This is a genomic window from Variovorax fucosicus (assembly GCF_030316825.1).
Classification (GTDB): domain Bacteria; phylum Pseudomonadota; class Gammaproteobacteria; order Burkholderiales; family Burkholderiaceae_C; genus Variovorax; species Variovorax fucosicus.
This window is the reverse complement of the sequence record NZ_JASZYU010000006.1, coordinates 50,283-66,213: the sequence shown is the minus strand read 5'-3', so window position 1 is coordinate 66,213 and position 15,931 is coordinate 50,283. Positions and strand designations below refer to the sequence as shown.

Sequence of the window (15,931 nt, the reverse complement as noted above, 5' to 3'; positions counted from 1 at the left end):
GCGCGTGATGCAGCTGGCGACAACGCCGCTGGCGCGTCGAACCCGGGCGGCATTGCGAATTGCGCTGAGCCACTATGTCGCGAACGGCCTGTCGGTCGCGTTCGGGCTGTTCCTGATCTCGGGCGGCGTGCACCTCTGGCTCGGTGCCGTCGCGGGCGCATCGGCCGCGGTCGGCGTGATCGTGGCATCGCCACCCGACCAGCCCAGCCCGCGCCGCGGCAAGTTCTGGCAGATGCTGCCGGCGCCGCTGATCTCGCTGCCGCTGTTCTTTGCAGTGCAGGTGCTGCACACCGCGCCGATCCGGCTCGGCATGGTGCTGATCCCGGCCACCTTCCTCGCGTTCAGCGCCATGGCGTGGGGCAAGCGCGGCATCCCGATCGCCATCGCCGTGATGCTGGCGATGATCTTCTCGATGGCCACGCCGGCGCCGACCGGCCTGCACGAAGCAATCGAGCGCAGCTGGCACTTCGGGCTGGGTGCGGCGTTGTACATCGTGTATTCCACGCTGGCCAATCTGGCCCTCAATGCGCGCTACCGCGTGCAGCTGATCGCCGACACGCTGTATTCGGTGGCCGCGTTGATGCGCACCGAAGCCAGCCAGTTCAGGGCGGTCGACGAAACCAGCGACGTGCGCGACACCCCGGCACCCCTGCTCGGCCAACTGCTGCGCGAAACCGCGGCGCTGGCCGACCAGATCCAGGGCACGCGCGACCTCGTGCTCGAATCGCCGCGCACGCCGCGCCGCCAGCGCCTGGCCGGCATGCTGCTGATCGTGCTCGAAATGCGCGACCAACTGCTGGCCAGCGAACTCGATCTGGAGTCGCTCACATCCCACCCGGGCCATGCCCGGGCGCTGGCCGAGATGCGCCGCGTGCTGGAAGACCTGGCCAGCGAAGTCACCGCGCTGGCAGACGCGATGCTGATGTTCCGCCGCCCCGCCGCGCTGACCGACCGGCGGCCGCAGCTCGCGGCCATCCACATGCCCGAAGACCCCGCGCAGGCATCCCCGCAGCATGGCCCCTCGCCCGCCATGCTGGCGCGCGGCCTCGCCAGCCGCGTCGGCCACATCAACGACGAGGTGCTGCGCCTGAACCAGCTCGCACGCGGCGAGATCGAGCCCGATCTGGCCGTGGTGCGCGCCAACTGGCAGTTGTTCGTCAGCCCGACCGCGTGGTCGTGGCGACCCTTTCTCGCGCTCTGGAAATGGGATGCGCCGCCGCTGCGCCACGCAATCCGTGCCGCGCTTGCCATTGCGGCGGGCTACGGCATCGCGCTGCTCATGCCCTGGGGTTCGCACGACTACTGGATCCTGCTGACCATCGTGGTGGTGCTGCGCGGCAGCCTCTCGCAGACGCTGGAGCGGCGCAATGCGCGCGTGGCCGGCACGCTGGTCGGTTGCGTGCTGGCGGTCGGCTTGCTCGCGGCGCACCCTTCGGCCCTGATGCTGCTGCTGTGCGTGACCGGCGCGCAGGCCGTAGCGCACGGTTTCGCGGTGCGCAAGTACCTGATCACGGCGGTGGCTGCCACTGTGCTCGGCCTGGTGCAGGCGCACATGCTCAACGTTGGCATGAGCCCGACCTTTGCGCTGTTCGAGCGCATCGCCGACACGCTGATCGGCGCCGCCATGGCGTGGGCCTTCTGCTACGTGCTGCCCTCGTGGGAACGCGGGCAGGTTCCGGCGCTGGTGATGCGCACGCTCAACGCACAGGCGCTGCACGCACGGCTTGCGCTGGGTCTCGGCCAGTTGCGCACCGTCGACACCGCACCCGAGCTTGCGTGGCGGCTGGCGCGGCGCGAAGCCTTCGACAGCCTCTCGGCGCTGGTGCAGGCGACGCAGCGCTCGCTGTCGGAGCCGCGTGCCGTGCAGCCACCACTCGAGCCGCTGGAACGCCTGCAGGCTCACAGCTACCAGTTGCTCGCGCAGCTCAGCGCGGTCAAGTCGATGCTGCTGCTGCGCCGGGACCGGCTCACGCTGCACGAAGTGGAAGGCCCGCTCGCGCGTACTGCAGTGCGCATCGAAGAAGCGATCGGCAGCGCGCCGATCGGCCCGTCGCCATTGCCCGACCAGGCGCCAGCGACTGCGCTGGGCGGCGCCATTCCGCTGCCGGACCCGTTCGACAACGACATCAGCCCCTGGCTGCTGCGCCGGCTCGACCTGGCCACCGCCATCGCGGCGCAGTTGCGCGACGACGCCGCCCGCATCCTGCAACCGGCCTCGTCGACGCCCGCGCCGGCAACGCCCGACACTACCCTGACCGCGAACGAGGCCCCATGAATCTGCAAATGCTGCCGAGCCATCCCTGGTTCGGCACCTGGCTGGGCGCGCTGGTCGTGGTGCCGCTGGCGCTGGCGGTGTACCGCCTGGGCGGCCTGCTGTTGCTGCGCGTGACGCGCTCGACGCCGGCCTTGCACGCGATGGTCGGCAAGAGCCGCTCCGCCGCACGCTGGGCACTGCCGCTGATGGCGCTGCAGGCCGTGTGGCAGGCCGCGCCCGACGACCTGCGATTCATCGCCAGCGTGCGGCATCTGAACGGCCTGCTGCTGATCGCCGCCGCCACCTGGCTTGCCGTCCGAGCCATCAGCGGGTTCACGCAGGGCGTGCTCGCACAGCATCCTGCCGATGTGGAGGACAACCTCAACGCACGCCGCATCCACACCCAGGCCAACGTGCTTTCGCGCACCGCCATGACCATGGTGCTGGTGGCCGGCGCCTCGCTGATGCTGATGACCTTTCCAGGCGCGCGCCAGGTTGGCGCCAGCCTGCTGGCTTCGGCCGGCGTGATCGGCCTCGTGGCCGGCCTTGCGGCCAAGCCCGTGTTCAGCAACCTGATCGCCGGCCTGCAGATTGCGCTGGCGCAGCCTATCCGCATCGACGACGTCCTGGTGGTCGAGGGCGAATGGGGCCGGGTCGAAGAGATCACGGGCACCTTCGTCGTGCTGAAGCTCTGGGACGAGCGCCGCCTCATCCTGCCGCTCACCTACTTCATCGAAAAGCCGTTCCAGAGCTGGACGCGGCACAGCGCGCAGTTGCTGGGCTCTGTCTTCATCTACGTCGACTACGGCATGCCGATGGCGCCGTTGCGCACCGAGCTCGAACGCATCGTGCGCGCCGCGCCCGAGTGGGACGGCCGCACCTTCGTCCTGCAGGTGACCGACACCACCGAGCGCTCCATGCAGCTGCGCCTGCTGGCCACCGCCGCCACGGCACCGCTGGCCTTCGACCTGCGCTGCCGCATCCGCGAGGGAATGATCGACTTCATGCAGCGCGAGCACCCGACGCATTTGCCCAAGCTGCGGATCGACGCCGGGCAGGAACCGACACCATGACATTGCAACGCGCACAACAGCTCTATCAGCAGGGCGACCACGCCGGCGCCCGGCGCGAGGCGAATCGCCTGCTCAAGCAGGGCCAGAACATGGCGGCCGCCTTGCGGTTGCTGGGCTACATCGAGGGGCAGGGCCAGAACTTCGAGGCCGCGGCAGGGTTCCTGTCTTCCTCGCTGAAATACGACGCGGGCTCGGTGGAAAGCTGGTACTACCTCGGCGTGGCGCAGCAAAAGATGACGCAACACGCCGGGGCGATCGAGGCGTTCCAGAAGACATTGCAGCTTGCACCAGCGCTGTTCGAGGCATCGCACGATCTGGGCTTGTCGCTGATGGCCCTGGGCCGCAACCGCGATGCCCTGGCGCACCTGGAACAGGCAGCACGCCTGAATCCACGCTCTTTCGAGGCCCACCTGAACCATGGCGTGGTACTCGGCAAGCTCGGCCAGTACGAAGCGGAAATCGCAAGCTACGACAAGGCGCTGGCCATCGACGGCAGGCACCGGACAGTGCTCGAGAACTACGGCGTCGCGCTCATCGAAGCACGGCAGTTTTCCCGTGCCGTGGCGTTCTACCAGGGCTTGCTGGCGCGGCATCCGGACTTCGAGTTCGCCCGTGGCGGCCTGCTCTTCGCCAAGGCCAACGCCGGCGAATGGGACGACTTCGACGCGGAAATGCAGCAGTTGCGGCGCGATATCGCGGCCGGCAAGGACTGCATCGGCCCGTTCGAGCTGCTGGCGCTGCCTTCGACCGCGCAAGAGCAATTGCAGGTGGCCCAGCGCTACACCGCGCAGCACTTCCCGCCGCATGCCACGCCGCTGTGCGCCGCGCACCGCCAGGGCAACGAGCGCCTGCACATCGCCTACCTGTCCGCGGATTTCGGCACGCATCCCGTGGCCTTCCTGCTGGCCGAGACCATCGAACTGCACGATCGGGACGCGTTCGAGATCAGCGCCATCTCGATCGGCCGGAACGACCACGGCCCGATGCGCGCACGCCTGGAGAAGGCCTTCGATCGTTTCGTCGATGCCGACGCCATGTCAGACCGCGCCACGGCGCAGCTGATCTCGGACATGAACGTCGACATCGTCATCGACCTCATGGGCTACACGCGCAACGCACGGCCCGACGTGCTGGCCTGGCGGCCTGCACCGGTGCAGATCAGCTACCTCGGCTTTTCGGGCACCACGGGCGCCCCCTTCATCGACTACCTGATTGCCGACCGCTTCGTGGTGCCCGAGGCGCACCACCCGTTCTACAGCGAGAAGATCGTCTGCCTCCCCGACACCTTCCTGCCGAACGATTCCACCCGCGTAATTGCATCGGCGCCGATGACCCGGCCCGAAGCCGGACTGCCGGCGGATGCCTTCGTGTTTTGCAACTTCAACGCCAGCTACAAGATCACGCCCGAGTTCTTCGGGCTCTGGATGCAGTTGCTGGATCGCGTGGCGCACAGCGTGCTCTGGCTCAAGGGCGCATCGCCGGCGCATGAGGCCCGCTTGCGCGCCGAAGCCGCCAAGCGCGGCATTGCCCCCGAACGGCTCATCTTTGCGGCGCGCGTCGAGCGGCTGGATGCGCATCTGAACCGCCTGCGGCTCGCCGACCTCGCGCTCGACAACCTGCCCTACAACGCACACGCAACGGCCAGCGATGCGTTGTGGGTCGGCTTGCCGCTGCTGACATGCGCAGGCGATACCTTTGCAGGCCGCGTGGCCGGCAGCTTGCTGAGCGCCGCGGGCCTGCCGGAACTGATCACGCAGACCCAGGAGGAATACCTGGAACTGGCCGTTGCGCTCGCCCAGGACAGCGCAAGGCTCGCCCAGATCCGGCGCAGGCTGGAGACCACCGCCAGAACGGGCACCCTGTTCGATTCGCAAGCGCGCACCCGGCAGCTCGAAGACGCCTACACCGCCGCCTGGGCCCGATACCGTGCCGGACAAGACCCCGATCACATCGTTGTCGCACCGCGTGCGCCGCACCGCGGCCTATAGTGGGTTGTTGCCAACCCGCTGAAGGAATTGATTTGAAATTTCTGCTTGCCTCCACCCTTGCCGCCGCCCTCTGTCTTATTGCCGGCTGCGGCTCCGCAGCCCGCAGCCAGACCGGCAGCAATGAAGGTGCCGGCACCCGCTCGGGTGCCAGCGGCGTCGAGGTTTTCGGCACCATCGACGCGGCCGTTTCGCACCGCCGCAGCAACTGACGCGGATGACCGCCCCGGCCGACCTGCAGCGCTTTGTCGATGCGCAGGCGCCGGTGTTCGAGCAGGTGCTGGCCGAACTGCGTGCCGGCCGCAAACGCAGCCACTGGATGTGGTTCGTCTTTCCCCAGCTCGACGGGCTGGGCCACAGCGCCATGGCCCACCGCTACGCCCTGGCATCGCTCGACGAAGCGCGCAACTACCTCCGGCATCCCGTGCTCGGGCCTCGCCTTGAAACCTGCAGCGCGCTGGTGCTCGAAGCGACGGGCGTGCCGATCGACACCCTCTTCGGCACGCCGGACAATCTCAAATTCAGGTCGTCGATGACGCTTTTCGCGCAAGCCGCACCCGACATCGAACTGTTCGACGCCTGTCTGCGCAAGTATTTCGGCGGCACGCCCGACCCTCGAACGCTGGCGCTTCTCGCCGGCTGATCCAATCCAGCAACACCACGAGGCATTGACTTAGATCCGATTTAGATATATCTTTATTAAATCAGATACATCCAAGAAGGATTCCCAATGCGTGATTTCAGACGATTCGAACGCTGCACCCGACGCGGTGAACACGGCGACGGCCTGAGCGGCGGCGGCATGCGGGGCGGTGGTGGAAGCGGCCGGGTGTTCGGCCATGGCGGCCTGCGCTTCGTGCTGCTGCAACTGATTGCCGACAAGCCGAGCCACGGCTATGAGCTCATCAAGGCGATCGAAGAGCGCCTGGGCGGCAGCTACAGCCCGAGCCCCGGCACGGTCTACCCGACGCTCACGCTGCTCGAAGAGCTTGGCTACCTGAGCGTGGACGAAGCCGATGCCGGCGGCCGCAAGCGCTACAGCATCACCGAGGCCGGCCAGGGCTTTCTGGCCGAAAACCGCGTGACGGCCGACGCCATGCTGGCGCGCATGAACGGCGGCGTCGACGGTGCCGGCCCGCGCGGCGGTCGCCCGCCGCAGGTGATGCGTGCCGTCGAAAACCTCAAGCTCGCGATGCGCATGCGTCTGTCGCGCGAACCCCTCACCCCGGCGCAAGCCAGCGCCTTTGCCGCCGTGCTCGACGCCGCGGCCCAACAACTGGAACAGATTTGAAAATGACCACAGACACGCTCGAACGCACCGCCACCAATCCCGACCGCCTGCCACAGCGCGTGCGGCACCCGCTGCGCTTTCGCCAGCTCGAGGTGCGTACGGTGCAGCGCGTCACGCCGCACCTGGTGCGCGTGACGCTCGGCGGCGATGCGCTCGAAGGCTTTGTGAGCCTCGGCTTCGACGACCACGTGAAGCTGGTGTTGCCCGACCCCACCACCGGCCTGCTCGCCACGCCGACCATCGGCCCCGAAGGCATGCCGGTCTGGCCAGAAGGCGCCAAGCCTCTCATGCGCGACTACACGCCACGCCATTTCGATGCCGCGGCACGCACGCTCGAGATCGACTTCGCGCTGCACGAGGCAGGCCCTGCCACGCGCTGGGCCGAACAGGCGCAGCCGGGCCAGGCCATCGGCATCGGCGGCCCGCGGGGCTCGTTCATCGTGCCGACCGATTTCGACTGGCACCTGCTGGTCGGCGACGACACCGCCTTGCCCGCGATCGCGCGGCGCCTGGCCGAACTGCCCTCCGGTGCCCGCGCGCTGGTGCTGGCGGAGGTGGACGGGCCCGCCGACCAAATCGCGTTGCCGAGCCAGGCGCAGGTCGAGCTGGTGTGGGTGCACCGCGACGAGGCCGATGCTGCCTCGGCCACCGAGCCGCTGCTGCTGGCCGCGCTGCGCAACACGCCCCTGCCAACCGGTGCTTTCCACGCATGGGTGGGCTGCGAATCGGCTGCGGCCAAGGCGGTGCGCGCGCACCTCGTCAACGACTGCCGTGCCAATCCGAAATGGATCCGGGCCTCGGGGTACTGGCGCCGGGGCGCTGCGGCGACGCACGACTCGCACGACGAGTGATACGCGGTCTTGCAGTCAACGATCTCCATCCGGCGTTGATCTGAGCGCTGCGGGTCCGGGGCGGGGGACATTCGCGGAAGGGGCCACCCGCCGCCAGCGGCCCGCCCCCATCGGACCGCTCGCCACCGCCAGCGGCCTACCCCAAAACGCCAAGCACGAAGCGCGGCCGCGAGATGCATGAGGGGTCAGCGCGAGGCACTGCCCGACTGCCGCAGCGCTGAATCGCAGCAAGGAGGTGTTGATCGATGCTGGCCATTCGGCCGGGTTGACGATCGTTTGGCAGATGCTGAGAATTCGCCCTGAGTACTTTAGGACTATCAGTGGAGCCCCAGCATGAACCTCGACCTTGAGACATGGCAGTTCGTCACGTTGATCGCGGCGGCCTCGGTACTGACGGTTGCGCTTCTCTACTTGAGTTGGCACGTGATCGCCACGAAGCGTGAGACGGCACGTCGCATTGCCGCAGCCCGCGTGCGATCGGGCCACGTGCCGCTCGAAATACCGACAACGCGCGGCGGCCTGCGCAGTGGCGCCACCGACAGCGACCCCGACACCCTGCCGGAGTGGTTCATCCAGGGCGAAGGCGAGCATGCGATCGTCGACGAAACACCGCGCATGCAGATCCGCTACCTCGATGTCAGCGGCCGCAAGGTCCAGAACGTGCTTCATGTGCAGCAGCTCGACCTGCAGAAAAAGCTCATCGTCGGCCATTGCGGCACCCCCGGCGACGTGCGCAGGATCTTCCTGCACCAGGTGCTGGCCGCACGCAGCGCCGAAACCGGCCAGCGCTTCAACCTCGATACATGGGTCGAAGCCGTCCGCGTCGCGCGCCGCCGGCGCGGGTTGGCACACTGAACCAGCGCACCACGGCCGCTGCGCGCGCCACTGCACGCGCGCTGGACGAAAGCTTGTTTAGCCAATTAACTGTCAATTAAATGGGTTAAAAGCCATTTAATTGATGTCCAGTCGCGAATTCGGCTACGGCCGCCGGTACCTTCAGGAGCCCGGGGGGGCAGCCGCTGAACCCCGACCACCTGCCCTTGCGCAACGCGCCTTTCGTCCTGGCCGAACGGCGCATCCGCGATGGGGGTGCCCTGCCGCTCACGCTGCGCGATGCCCTGCCCGACAGCTGGGGCCGCAAGGTGCTCGAAGTCCAGCACGGCAAGGCGCTGTCGGATCTGGACGCGCTGCTGCTCACCAACGAGGATCGGGTCGGCGCCATGGTGTTTTCCGAATCGCTGCCGATCGCCGTTGCAGCGCCGGCGGCGGGTCTGCTCTCGCTGCAGGATCTGGCCGAGGCTTCACGGCGCATCGAGGCCGGCATGGAAGTCACACCCCGCATGCAGCAGCTGTTGCGCGGTGGCAGCCTTGGCGGTGCAAGGCCCAAAGCCACCTTTGTTCACCGGGAACGCCGCCAGATCGCCAAGTTCGCCTCGCGCGGCGACGAGCACGACATGGAAGTTGTCGAAGCCGCCACGCTTGGCATGGCGATGGCCTGTGGCATCACGGTGCCGCCTTTCCTTTTGCAGCCGCTGGCGGTGGGCCACGCCCTGCTGGTCGAACGCTTCGATCGCACCGGGCCGATCGGCAACGAGCACCGGTTTCACTACCTGTCGGCGTCGGCCGTCCTCAATGTGCCCTACGAATCCAGTGGTGGCAGCTATGTGGAACTGGCGCAGCTGCTGCGCCGACTTTCGGCGCGCCCCGAACAGGACGTGCACGAGCTGTTCCGCCGCCTGGTTTTCAACCTCGTCGTCGGCAACAGCGACGACCATGTCAAGAACCACGGGCTGCTGCACCAGGGGCACGGCTTGTGGCGGCTGGCGCCGGCGTTCGACCTGGTGGCGCAGTTGGGCAGCCACACCGGCTATCAGGAGCTTGCGGTACTGCCGGGACAACACGCATCGAGTCTGGCGCTGGCATGCGAAGCCGCGCCGCATTTCGGACTGAACGCCGCGCGCGCCGAGGAGGTCATCCGTGCCGTCGAGGAATCGGTGGTCGGGCAGGCCTATGCGACGGTCAAGGCCGTCGGCGGCAGCCCGGCCCTGGCCAGGCGGGTCAGGGCTTTCGTGGCGCAACAGGGCGAGCGCATCCGCGCCTGAACCTGGCCGGGCGGCCGCCTTTCCAATGTCGAGGAAAATCGGCGCATCCTCCAGAAAACGGAACGCCTGTTGACATCGATTGCACCGGCTGACGCCCCGCCCCACACGCCGATGATGGCGCAGTATCTCGGCCTCAAGGCCGACCACCCGGACACCCTGCTGTTCTACCGGATGGGCGACTTCTATGAGCTGTTCTGGGCCGATGCCGAGAAGGCCGCGCGCCTGCTCGACATCACGCTCACGCAGCGCGGCCAGTCGGCCGGGCAGCCCGTCGTGATGTGCGGCGTGCCGTTCCATGCGGTCGATACCTACCTGGGCCGGCTCATCAAGCTGGGCGAGTCGGTAGCGATCTGCGAACAGGTCGGCGAGGTCGGCGCAAGCAAGGGGCCGGTCGAGCGCAAGGTGGTGCGCGTGGTCACGCCCGGCACGCTGACCGATGCCGAACTGCTCAACGACCGCAGCGAGTCGCTGCTGCTGGCCGTGCATGCCGGTACGCGCAACTTCGTCGGGCTGGCCTGGCTCAGCGTGACGGGCGCGGATCTGCACCTGGCCGAATGCCCGGCCGATGCGCTCGAAGCCTGGATCGGACGGATCGCACCGAGCGAGCTGCTTTACAGCGCAGAGGTCACGCCGGCTTTCGAGAACCGCCTGAAGACCGCACGCACGGCCTCGTCGCCGTTCACGCTGTCGATCCGGCCGGCCTGGCAGTTCGATGGCGGGCTGGGCGAGCGCAAGCTCAGCGAGCAACTGGCCAGCGCCAGCCTCGCGGCCTGGAATGCCGAGGGCCTGGCCAACGCGCATGCCGCCGCCTCGGCCCTGCTCGGCTACGCCGAACACACGCAGGGTCGTGCGCTCACCCACCTGCAGCGGCTCGTGGTCGAGCGCGACGGCGAACTGATCGAGCTGCCGCCGACCACGCGCCGCAACCTCGAGCTGGTGCAAACGCTGCGGGGCGAGGATTCGCCCACGCTGTTCTCGCTGCTCGACACCTGCATGACCGGCATGGGCAGCCGCCTGCTCAAGCGCTGGCTGCTGGCGCCGCGGCGCGATCGCGGCGAAGCGCAGGCGCGGCTGGCAGCCATCGCTGCATTGCAGACCGCGCCGATCGGCAGCACCGCGCTGCCCTGGCGCGCGCTGCGCGAGCAGCTCAAGAACACCAGCGACGTCGAACGCATCGCAGCGCGCATCGCGCTGCGGCAGGTGCGGCCGCGCGAACTCGTGGCACTGCGGCTGGCGCTGTCCAAATCGGAGCAGCTCGCACCGGCCCTGCCGGCGTCTGCCGCACTCCTGGCCCGGATTTCGAGCGACTTCGCGGCGCCGCCCGGCTGCGCCGAGCTGCTCGCCAGCGCGATCAAGCCCGACCCCTCGGCGCTGGTGCGCGACGGCGGCGTGATCGCGACCGGCCACGACGCCGACCTCGACGAGCTGCGCGCCATCAGCGACAACTGCGACGACTTTCTGCTCAAGCTCGAAATCCAGGAGCGCGAGCGCACCGGCATCGCCAACCTGCGCGTGCAGTTCAACCGCGTGCACGGCTTCTACATCGAGGTGACGCAAAGCGCGCTGGCCAAGGTGCCCGACAACTACCGCCGGCGCCAGACCCTGAAGAACGCCGAGCGCTTCATCACGCCCGAGCTGAAAACCTTCGAAGACAAGGCGCTGTCGGCACAGGATCGCGCGCTGGCACGCGAGAAGTTCCTTTACGAGCAACTGCTCGATGCGCTGCAAGCCCACGTGCCCGCGCTCACGCGGCTGGCCGGTGCGCTGGCCACGCTCGATGCGCTGTGCGCGCTGGCCGAGCGTGCCCACACGCTGAACTGGCGCGCGCCGACCTTCGTGGCGCACCCCTGCATCGAGATCCAGCAGGGCCGGCACCCGGTGGTGGAGGCGCGGCTGGCCGAGAAGTCGTCCGGCGGCTTCATCGCCAACGACACGCAGATGGGCCCGCAGCAACGCATGCAGGTGATCACCGGACCGAACATGGGCGGCAAGTCGACCTACATGCGGCAGGTGGCGATCGTCGTGCTGCTCGCCTCGATCGGCTCGTACGTGCCGGCCACCGCCTGCCGGCTCGGGCCGATCGACGCGATCCACACGCGCATCGGCGCGGCCGACGACCTGGCCAATGCCCAATCGACATTCATGCTCGAGATGACCGAGGCCGCACAGATCCTGCACGGCGCGAGCGCGCAGTCGCTGGTGCTGATGGACGAGATCGGCCGCGGCACCAGTACTTTCGACGGCCTCGCGCTGGCCGCCGGCATCGCGGCGCAGCTGCACGACCGCACCAAGGCCTTCACGCTGTTCGCGACCCACTACTTCGAACTCACCGAGTTCCCGGCCACGCACCACGCGGCGGTCAACATGCACGTGAGTGCGACCGAATCCGGCCGCGACATCGTGTTCCTGCACGAGATGCAGCCCGGCCCGGCCAGCAAGAGCTACGGCATCCAGGTGGCACGGCTGGCCGGCATGCCGGCCGCCGTGGTCAACCACGCGCGCCAGGCGCTTGAGGCGCTGGAAGCTCAGCAAACGCAAACGCGCGCGCAGGTCGACCTGTTTGCGCCGCCGCCGGTGGCCGAAACCCCGACGAGCAGCGCCGTAGAATCCGCGCTGGCTGCGCTCGACCCCGATGCGATGAGCCCCAGGGAGGCGCTCGAGGCGCTCTACACACTCCAAAAACTGAACCTGCGGAAATGAAATCACCCCCAGGCTGCGCGCACTGCGTGTCGCTTCGCCAACCCCCTCGCCGGGGGCAACACCAGTGGCCCGGCGAAGCCGGCTCCACGGTGTTCCTCGCAAAGACTCGGGCCGGTTTCTTGCATCGCGACGTATTCAGCACCGCAGAACCAGAACGAAATTCATGACTTATTGCGTAGGCATCAAACTCAACGCCGGACTGGTGTTCCTGTCCGACTCCCGCACCAACGCCGGCGTCGACCACATCAGCACCTTCCGCAAGATGATCTGCTACGAGCAGCCGGGCGACCGCGTCATGGTGCTGCTGTCGGCCGGCAACCTGAGCATTTCGCAGTCGGTGCGCGAGATCCTGCAGATCGAAGAGCTGCGCGAAAGCGAAGACAGTGCGCCCATCACGATCTGGAACGCAAAGAGCATGTTCGATGCCGCGCGCGTTCTCGGCTCGGCGGTGCGCCATGTGTACGACCGCGATGCCGAGGCGCTCAAGCATGCGGGCCTCGACTTCAACGTGTCCTTCATCTTCGGCGGCCAGGTCAAGGGCGAAGGCATGCGCCTGTTCCTGGTCTACTCGGCCGGCAACTTCATCGAGGCGACCACCGAGACGCCCTACTTCCAGGTCGGCGAATCGAAATACGGCAAGCCCGTGCTCGACCGCGTGCTGACGCCCGAAACGCCGCTCGACGAAGCCGCCAAGTGCGCGCTGGTGTCGATGGACTCGACCATGAAATCGAACCTCTCGGTCGGCCTGCCGCTCGACCTGGTGGTGTACGAGGCGAATCGCCTGCAGACCGACAAGGTGATCTGCATCGACGCCGAGAACCCCTACTACCGGATGATGCACAACAGCTGGGGCCAGAAGCTGCGCGAGGTGTTCGACAGCATCGAAGACCCGGTCTGGGACGACGCCGTTACCGAGCATCCGCTCAAGATGCCGGCAACGCGGCACAGCCCGCTGCGCAAGATCTCGACGCCCGAGGAAAAGCTGATTTAACCGGGGCAATGATGCTGCCCCCCGGCTTGCCACTTCGTGTGCTTCGCCACCCCCCGAGGGGGAGGCTCGGTCGCCTTGGGGCGGCCCGGCGGCGACCTCGGTGATGCCGCCCATCGTCTTCTCGCACGGCAACAGCTTCCCGGCGAGCACCTACCGCGTGATGCTCGACAGCCTGCGTGCGCGCGGCTTCGAAGTCGACGCGATCGAGAAGTTCGGGCACGACCCGAAATACCCCGTCACCGACAACTGGCCGCACCTGGTGCAGCAGCTCGCCGACTTCGCCCGGGGCGCGGCCGACCGGCACGGCGGCCCGGTGTTCCTGGTCGGCCATTCGCTCGGCGGCTTCCTGAGCCTGATGTGCGCGGCGCGCCATCCCGACCTGGCCCGCGGCGTGCTGCTGCTCGACTCGCCGCTGATCGGCGGCTGGCGTGCCAACACGCTGAACATCGTCAAGCGCACGCCGTTCATGAAAAGCATGTCCCCCAGCCTGGTGAGCCGCAAGCGCAAGAACAGCTGGGAACACCGCGAGGCCGTGTTCGAGCATTTCCGCAGCAAGAAGGCCTTTGCCCGCTGGGATCCGCAGGTGCTGCACGACTACATCGACCACGGCACCTCGGGCGCCGACGACGTGCGCACGCTCAGTTTCGACCGCGATGTCGAGACGGCGATCTACGACACCCTGCCGCACAACCTGAGCGGCCTGCTGCGGCGCCATCCGCTCAAATGCCAGGCGGCCTTCATCGGCGGGCGCCAGTCGCGCGAAATGAAGGCGGTAGGCATGGCGATGACCGAACAGGTCACCAAGGGCCGCATTGCGATGCTGGACGGCACGCACCTGTTTCCGATGGAAAAACCGATCGCGACCGCGGCGGCGATCGAGGCATCTCTGCGCAACCTGCTCGGTTGATCGCAGCCGCGTCGGCCAAGGCCGGTGGCCGGAACCAAGTCGCACGCAAACCGGTCAAAACCCTGCCGTCGGTGTGTTGCTTTTTCGACGGCAGAAAGTGTGTGTATGAAGCTACTCAAGCAAATGACGCCAGTCAAACACTGGCAAGACCCGGTAAACGTGCTGTTGGCGCTGTGGTTGATCGCCTCGCCCTGGGCGCTCGGGTTCACCGGCAATACCGTCGCGATGACGTCCACCGTGGTGATCGGGGTGGCGCTCGCCGCCGCGGCACTGGGCGCGACGCTGGTACCGCGTGCCTGGGAAGAGTGGACTGAAGCCGCGCTCGGGTTCGCGCTGATCGCATCGCCGGTGGTGCTCGGCTTCACCGCGACGCGCAACGCCATGCTCAGCGCTTTCGTGACGGGCGTGGTCGTGCTCGTACTGTCGCTCTGGGTACTGTTCGTCGACAAGGACTACAAGAGCTGGATCGAAGGCCCTGCCCACTAGCGCCGTTTGGCCGGCGCCTGCGTCGCCGGCTATTCGGCCCAGACCACCAGCCCGCTCCAGGCGGTGGCCAGCACGACGATGCCGAACGCAATGCGGTACCAGGCGAACGGCACGAAATCGTGGGTGCTGATGTAGCGGAGCAACCAGCGCACGCACAGCCATGCGCTGATGAACGAGAACGCCAGGCCGACCGCGAACAGCGGTACGTCGGCCACCGACAGTAGCGCGCGCTCTTTGTAGAGGCTGTACACGCCCGCGCCGATCAGGGTCGGGATCGCGAGGAAAAACGAGAAATCGGTTGCGGCCTGACGGCTCAGGCCGAGCAGCATGCCGCCGATGATGGTCGAGCCGCTGCGGCTGGTGCCGGGGATCATCGCAAGGCACTGCACCAGGCCGACCTTGAGTGCGTCCCATGGCGTCATGTCGTCGACATGCTCGATGCGCACCGAGCCCGGTGGCCGCCGCTCGGCCCACAGGATGATGAAGCCGCCCACGATGAAGGTGGTGGCGACCACCACCGGCGTGAACAGGTGCGCCTTGATCACCTTGCCGAACAGCAGGCCCAGCACCACCGCCGGCAGGAAGCCGATCAGGATGTTGAGCGCCAGGCGCCGCGCCTTCGGCTGGCGCGGCAACGCGACCACGGTCGAGTGGATCTTCTGCCAATAGACCAGGATCACCGCGAAGATCGCGCCGGTCTGGATCGCGATGTCGAACACCTTGGCCTTGTCGTCGTCGAAGCCGAGCAGCGAGCCCGCCAGGATCAGATGTCCGGTCGACGAGATCGGCAAGAACTCGGTCAGGCCTTCGACGATGCCCATGATCGCGGCCTTGGCCAGCAAAACGATATCCACGCAATCTCCTTGAAAGTGCGCCGATTATCGCGAGCGCGCCGTTCAGGTGGCCGTCAGCCCTCCGTGCCGGACCCTTGCCGCCCGGAAGGCCCATTTGCGTGAACTATTTCACAAGTTATACGGCCATCGGGGCGCTTGTGACGCATTGGGCAGGCGCGTAAGCTCGCGCCGCATTGACCACCCCCGGAAGAAAAGAAGATGTACACACTCATCCGAAACGCCGGTGTCAAGCGCGCACTGGTCGACGAGGCAGTGCCGCTTCTGTTCTCGTTCGGCGTGGCCGAAATGTTCTACAAGTTTCACAGCTTCATGCTTGAAACGGGTGCGTTCCTGCTGACCTGGCTCGTGGTGAGCTGGGTCGGCAGCGCGATCAGGTCGCGCTTCATACGCAACGGCTGAGCTGCCACCGACGCGAGCGGTGGACTCTCGCGAAACAG

15 protein-coding genes are annotated in these 15,931 nt (G+C 67.4%); 14 read left to right on the top strand and 1 reads right to left on the bottom strand.

What is annotated here, in order from left to right:
* The first annotated feature begins 7 nt into the window (after positions 1 to 7).
* From QTI05_RS27155 to QTI05_RS27095, 13 genes are all read left to right on the top strand, one after another.
* Positions 8 to 2,275: an FUSC family protein gene (locus tag QTI05_RS27155; RefSeq protein ID WP_286624851.1), complete on the top strand. Its 2,268-nt coding sequence runs from the start codon at positions 8 to 10 to the stop codon at positions 2,273 to 2,275.
* Positions 2,272 to 3,327 (top strand): mechanosensitive ion channel family protein, encoded by a 1,056-nt coding sequence (locus tag QTI05_RS27150; protein WP_286624852.1) that lies wholly within the window; start codon positions 2,272 to 2,274, stop codon positions 3,325 to 3,327. The genes QTI05_RS27155 and QTI05_RS27150 overlap by 4 nt, the downstream gene beginning before the upstream one ends.
* On the top strand, positions 3,324 to 5,315 hold the full coding sequence (locus QTI05_RS27145; protein WP_286624853.1) for an O-linked N-acetylglucosamine transferase, SPINDLY family protein: 1,992 nt from the start codon (positions 3,324 to 3,326) through the stop codon (positions 5,313 to 5,315). The genes QTI05_RS27150 and QTI05_RS27145 overlap by 4 nt, the downstream gene beginning before the upstream one ends.
* A 32-nt stretch (positions 5,316 to 5,347) precedes the next feature.
* A complete protein-coding gene (locus tag QTI05_RS27140) occupies positions 5,348 to 5,524 on the top strand; it encodes a hypothetical protein (protein ID WP_286547128.1) in 177 nt (58 codons plus the stop codon).
* Positions 5,525 to 5,529: 5 nt separating this feature from the next.
* The gene (locus tag QTI05_RS27135) at positions 5,530 to 5,955 is read left to right on the top strand and encodes a DUF1810 domain-containing protein (protein WP_286624854.1); all 426 of its coding nucleotides are present in this window, start codon (positions 5,530 to 5,532) and stop codon (positions 5,953 to 5,955) included.
* An 87-nt stretch (positions 5,956 to 6,042) separates the two neighbouring features.
* Positions 6,043 to 6,603 carry a PadR family transcriptional regulator gene (locus QTI05_RS27130; protein WP_286624855.1) on the top strand — a complete coding sequence of 187 codons (561 nt, stop codon included), beginning with the start codon at positions 6,043 to 6,045 and terminating at the stop codon, positions 6,601 to 6,603.
* A 2-nt stretch (positions 6,604 to 6,605) separates the two neighbouring features.
* On the top strand, positions 6,606 to 7,454 hold the full coding sequence (locus tag QTI05_RS27125) for a siderophore-interacting protein (RefSeq protein WP_286624856.1): 849 nt from the start codon (positions 6,606 to 6,608) through the stop codon (positions 7,452 to 7,454).
* 333 nt (positions 7,455 to 7,787) lie between these two features.
* Positions 7,788 to 8,309 (top strand): hypothetical protein, encoded by a 522-nt coding sequence (locus QTI05_RS27120; protein WP_286624857.1) that lies wholly within the window; start codon positions 7,788 to 7,790, stop codon positions 8,307 to 8,309.
* A gap of 185 nt (positions 8,310 to 8,494) precedes the next feature.
* Positions 8,495 to 9,556, top strand: a complete 1,062-nt coding sequence (locus QTI05_RS27115) for a type II toxin-antitoxin system HipA family toxin (protein WP_286624858.1) — start codon at positions 8,495 to 8,497, stop codon at positions 9,554 to 9,556.
* Between the two features lie 111 nt (positions 9,557 to 9,667).
* The gene (gene mutS, locus QTI05_RS27110) at positions 9,668 to 12,256 is read left to right on the top strand and encodes a DNA mismatch repair protein MutS (protein ID WP_286624892.1); all 2,589 of its coding nucleotides are present in this window, start codon (positions 9,668 to 9,670) and stop codon (positions 12,254 to 12,256) included.
* A gap of 163 nt (positions 12,257 to 12,419) precedes the next feature.
* Complete coding sequence (locus QTI05_RS27105) at positions 12,420 to 13,247, top strand: proteasome-type protease (RefSeq protein WP_286624859.1); 828 nt, start codon at positions 12,420 to 12,422, stop codon at positions 13,245 to 13,247.
* A 103-nt stretch (positions 13,248 to 13,350) separates the two neighbouring features.
* On the top strand, positions 13,351 to 14,154 hold the full coding sequence (locus tag QTI05_RS27100) for an alpha/beta fold hydrolase (RefSeq protein ID WP_286624860.1): 804 nt from the start codon (positions 13,351 to 13,353) through the stop codon (positions 14,152 to 14,154).
* A 123-nt stretch (positions 14,155 to 14,277) separates the two neighbouring features.
* Positions 14,278 to 14,640 (top strand): SPW repeat protein, encoded by a 363-nt coding sequence (locus QTI05_RS27095; protein WP_286624861.1) that lies wholly within the window; start codon positions 14,278 to 14,280, stop codon positions 14,638 to 14,640.
* Between the two features lie 29 nt (positions 14,641 to 14,669).
* On the opposite strand, the gene QTI05_RS27090 is transcribed toward QTI05_RS27095, so the two are convergent.
* Entirely contained in the window at positions 14,670 to 15,494 is an 825-nt protein-coding gene (locus QTI05_RS27090) for an undecaprenyl-diphosphate phosphatase (protein WP_286547112.1), read from the bottom strand.
* A 198-nt stretch (positions 15,495 to 15,692) separates the two neighbouring features.
* Here QTI05_RS27090 and QTI05_RS27085 point away from each other — a divergent pair, with 198 nt between their 5' ends.
* A complete protein-coding gene (locus QTI05_RS27085; RefSeq protein ID WP_286547110.1) occupies positions 15,693 to 15,893 on the top strand; it encodes a hypothetical protein in 201 nt (66 codons plus the stop codon).
* Positions 15,894 to 15,931: the final 38 nt, after the last annotated feature.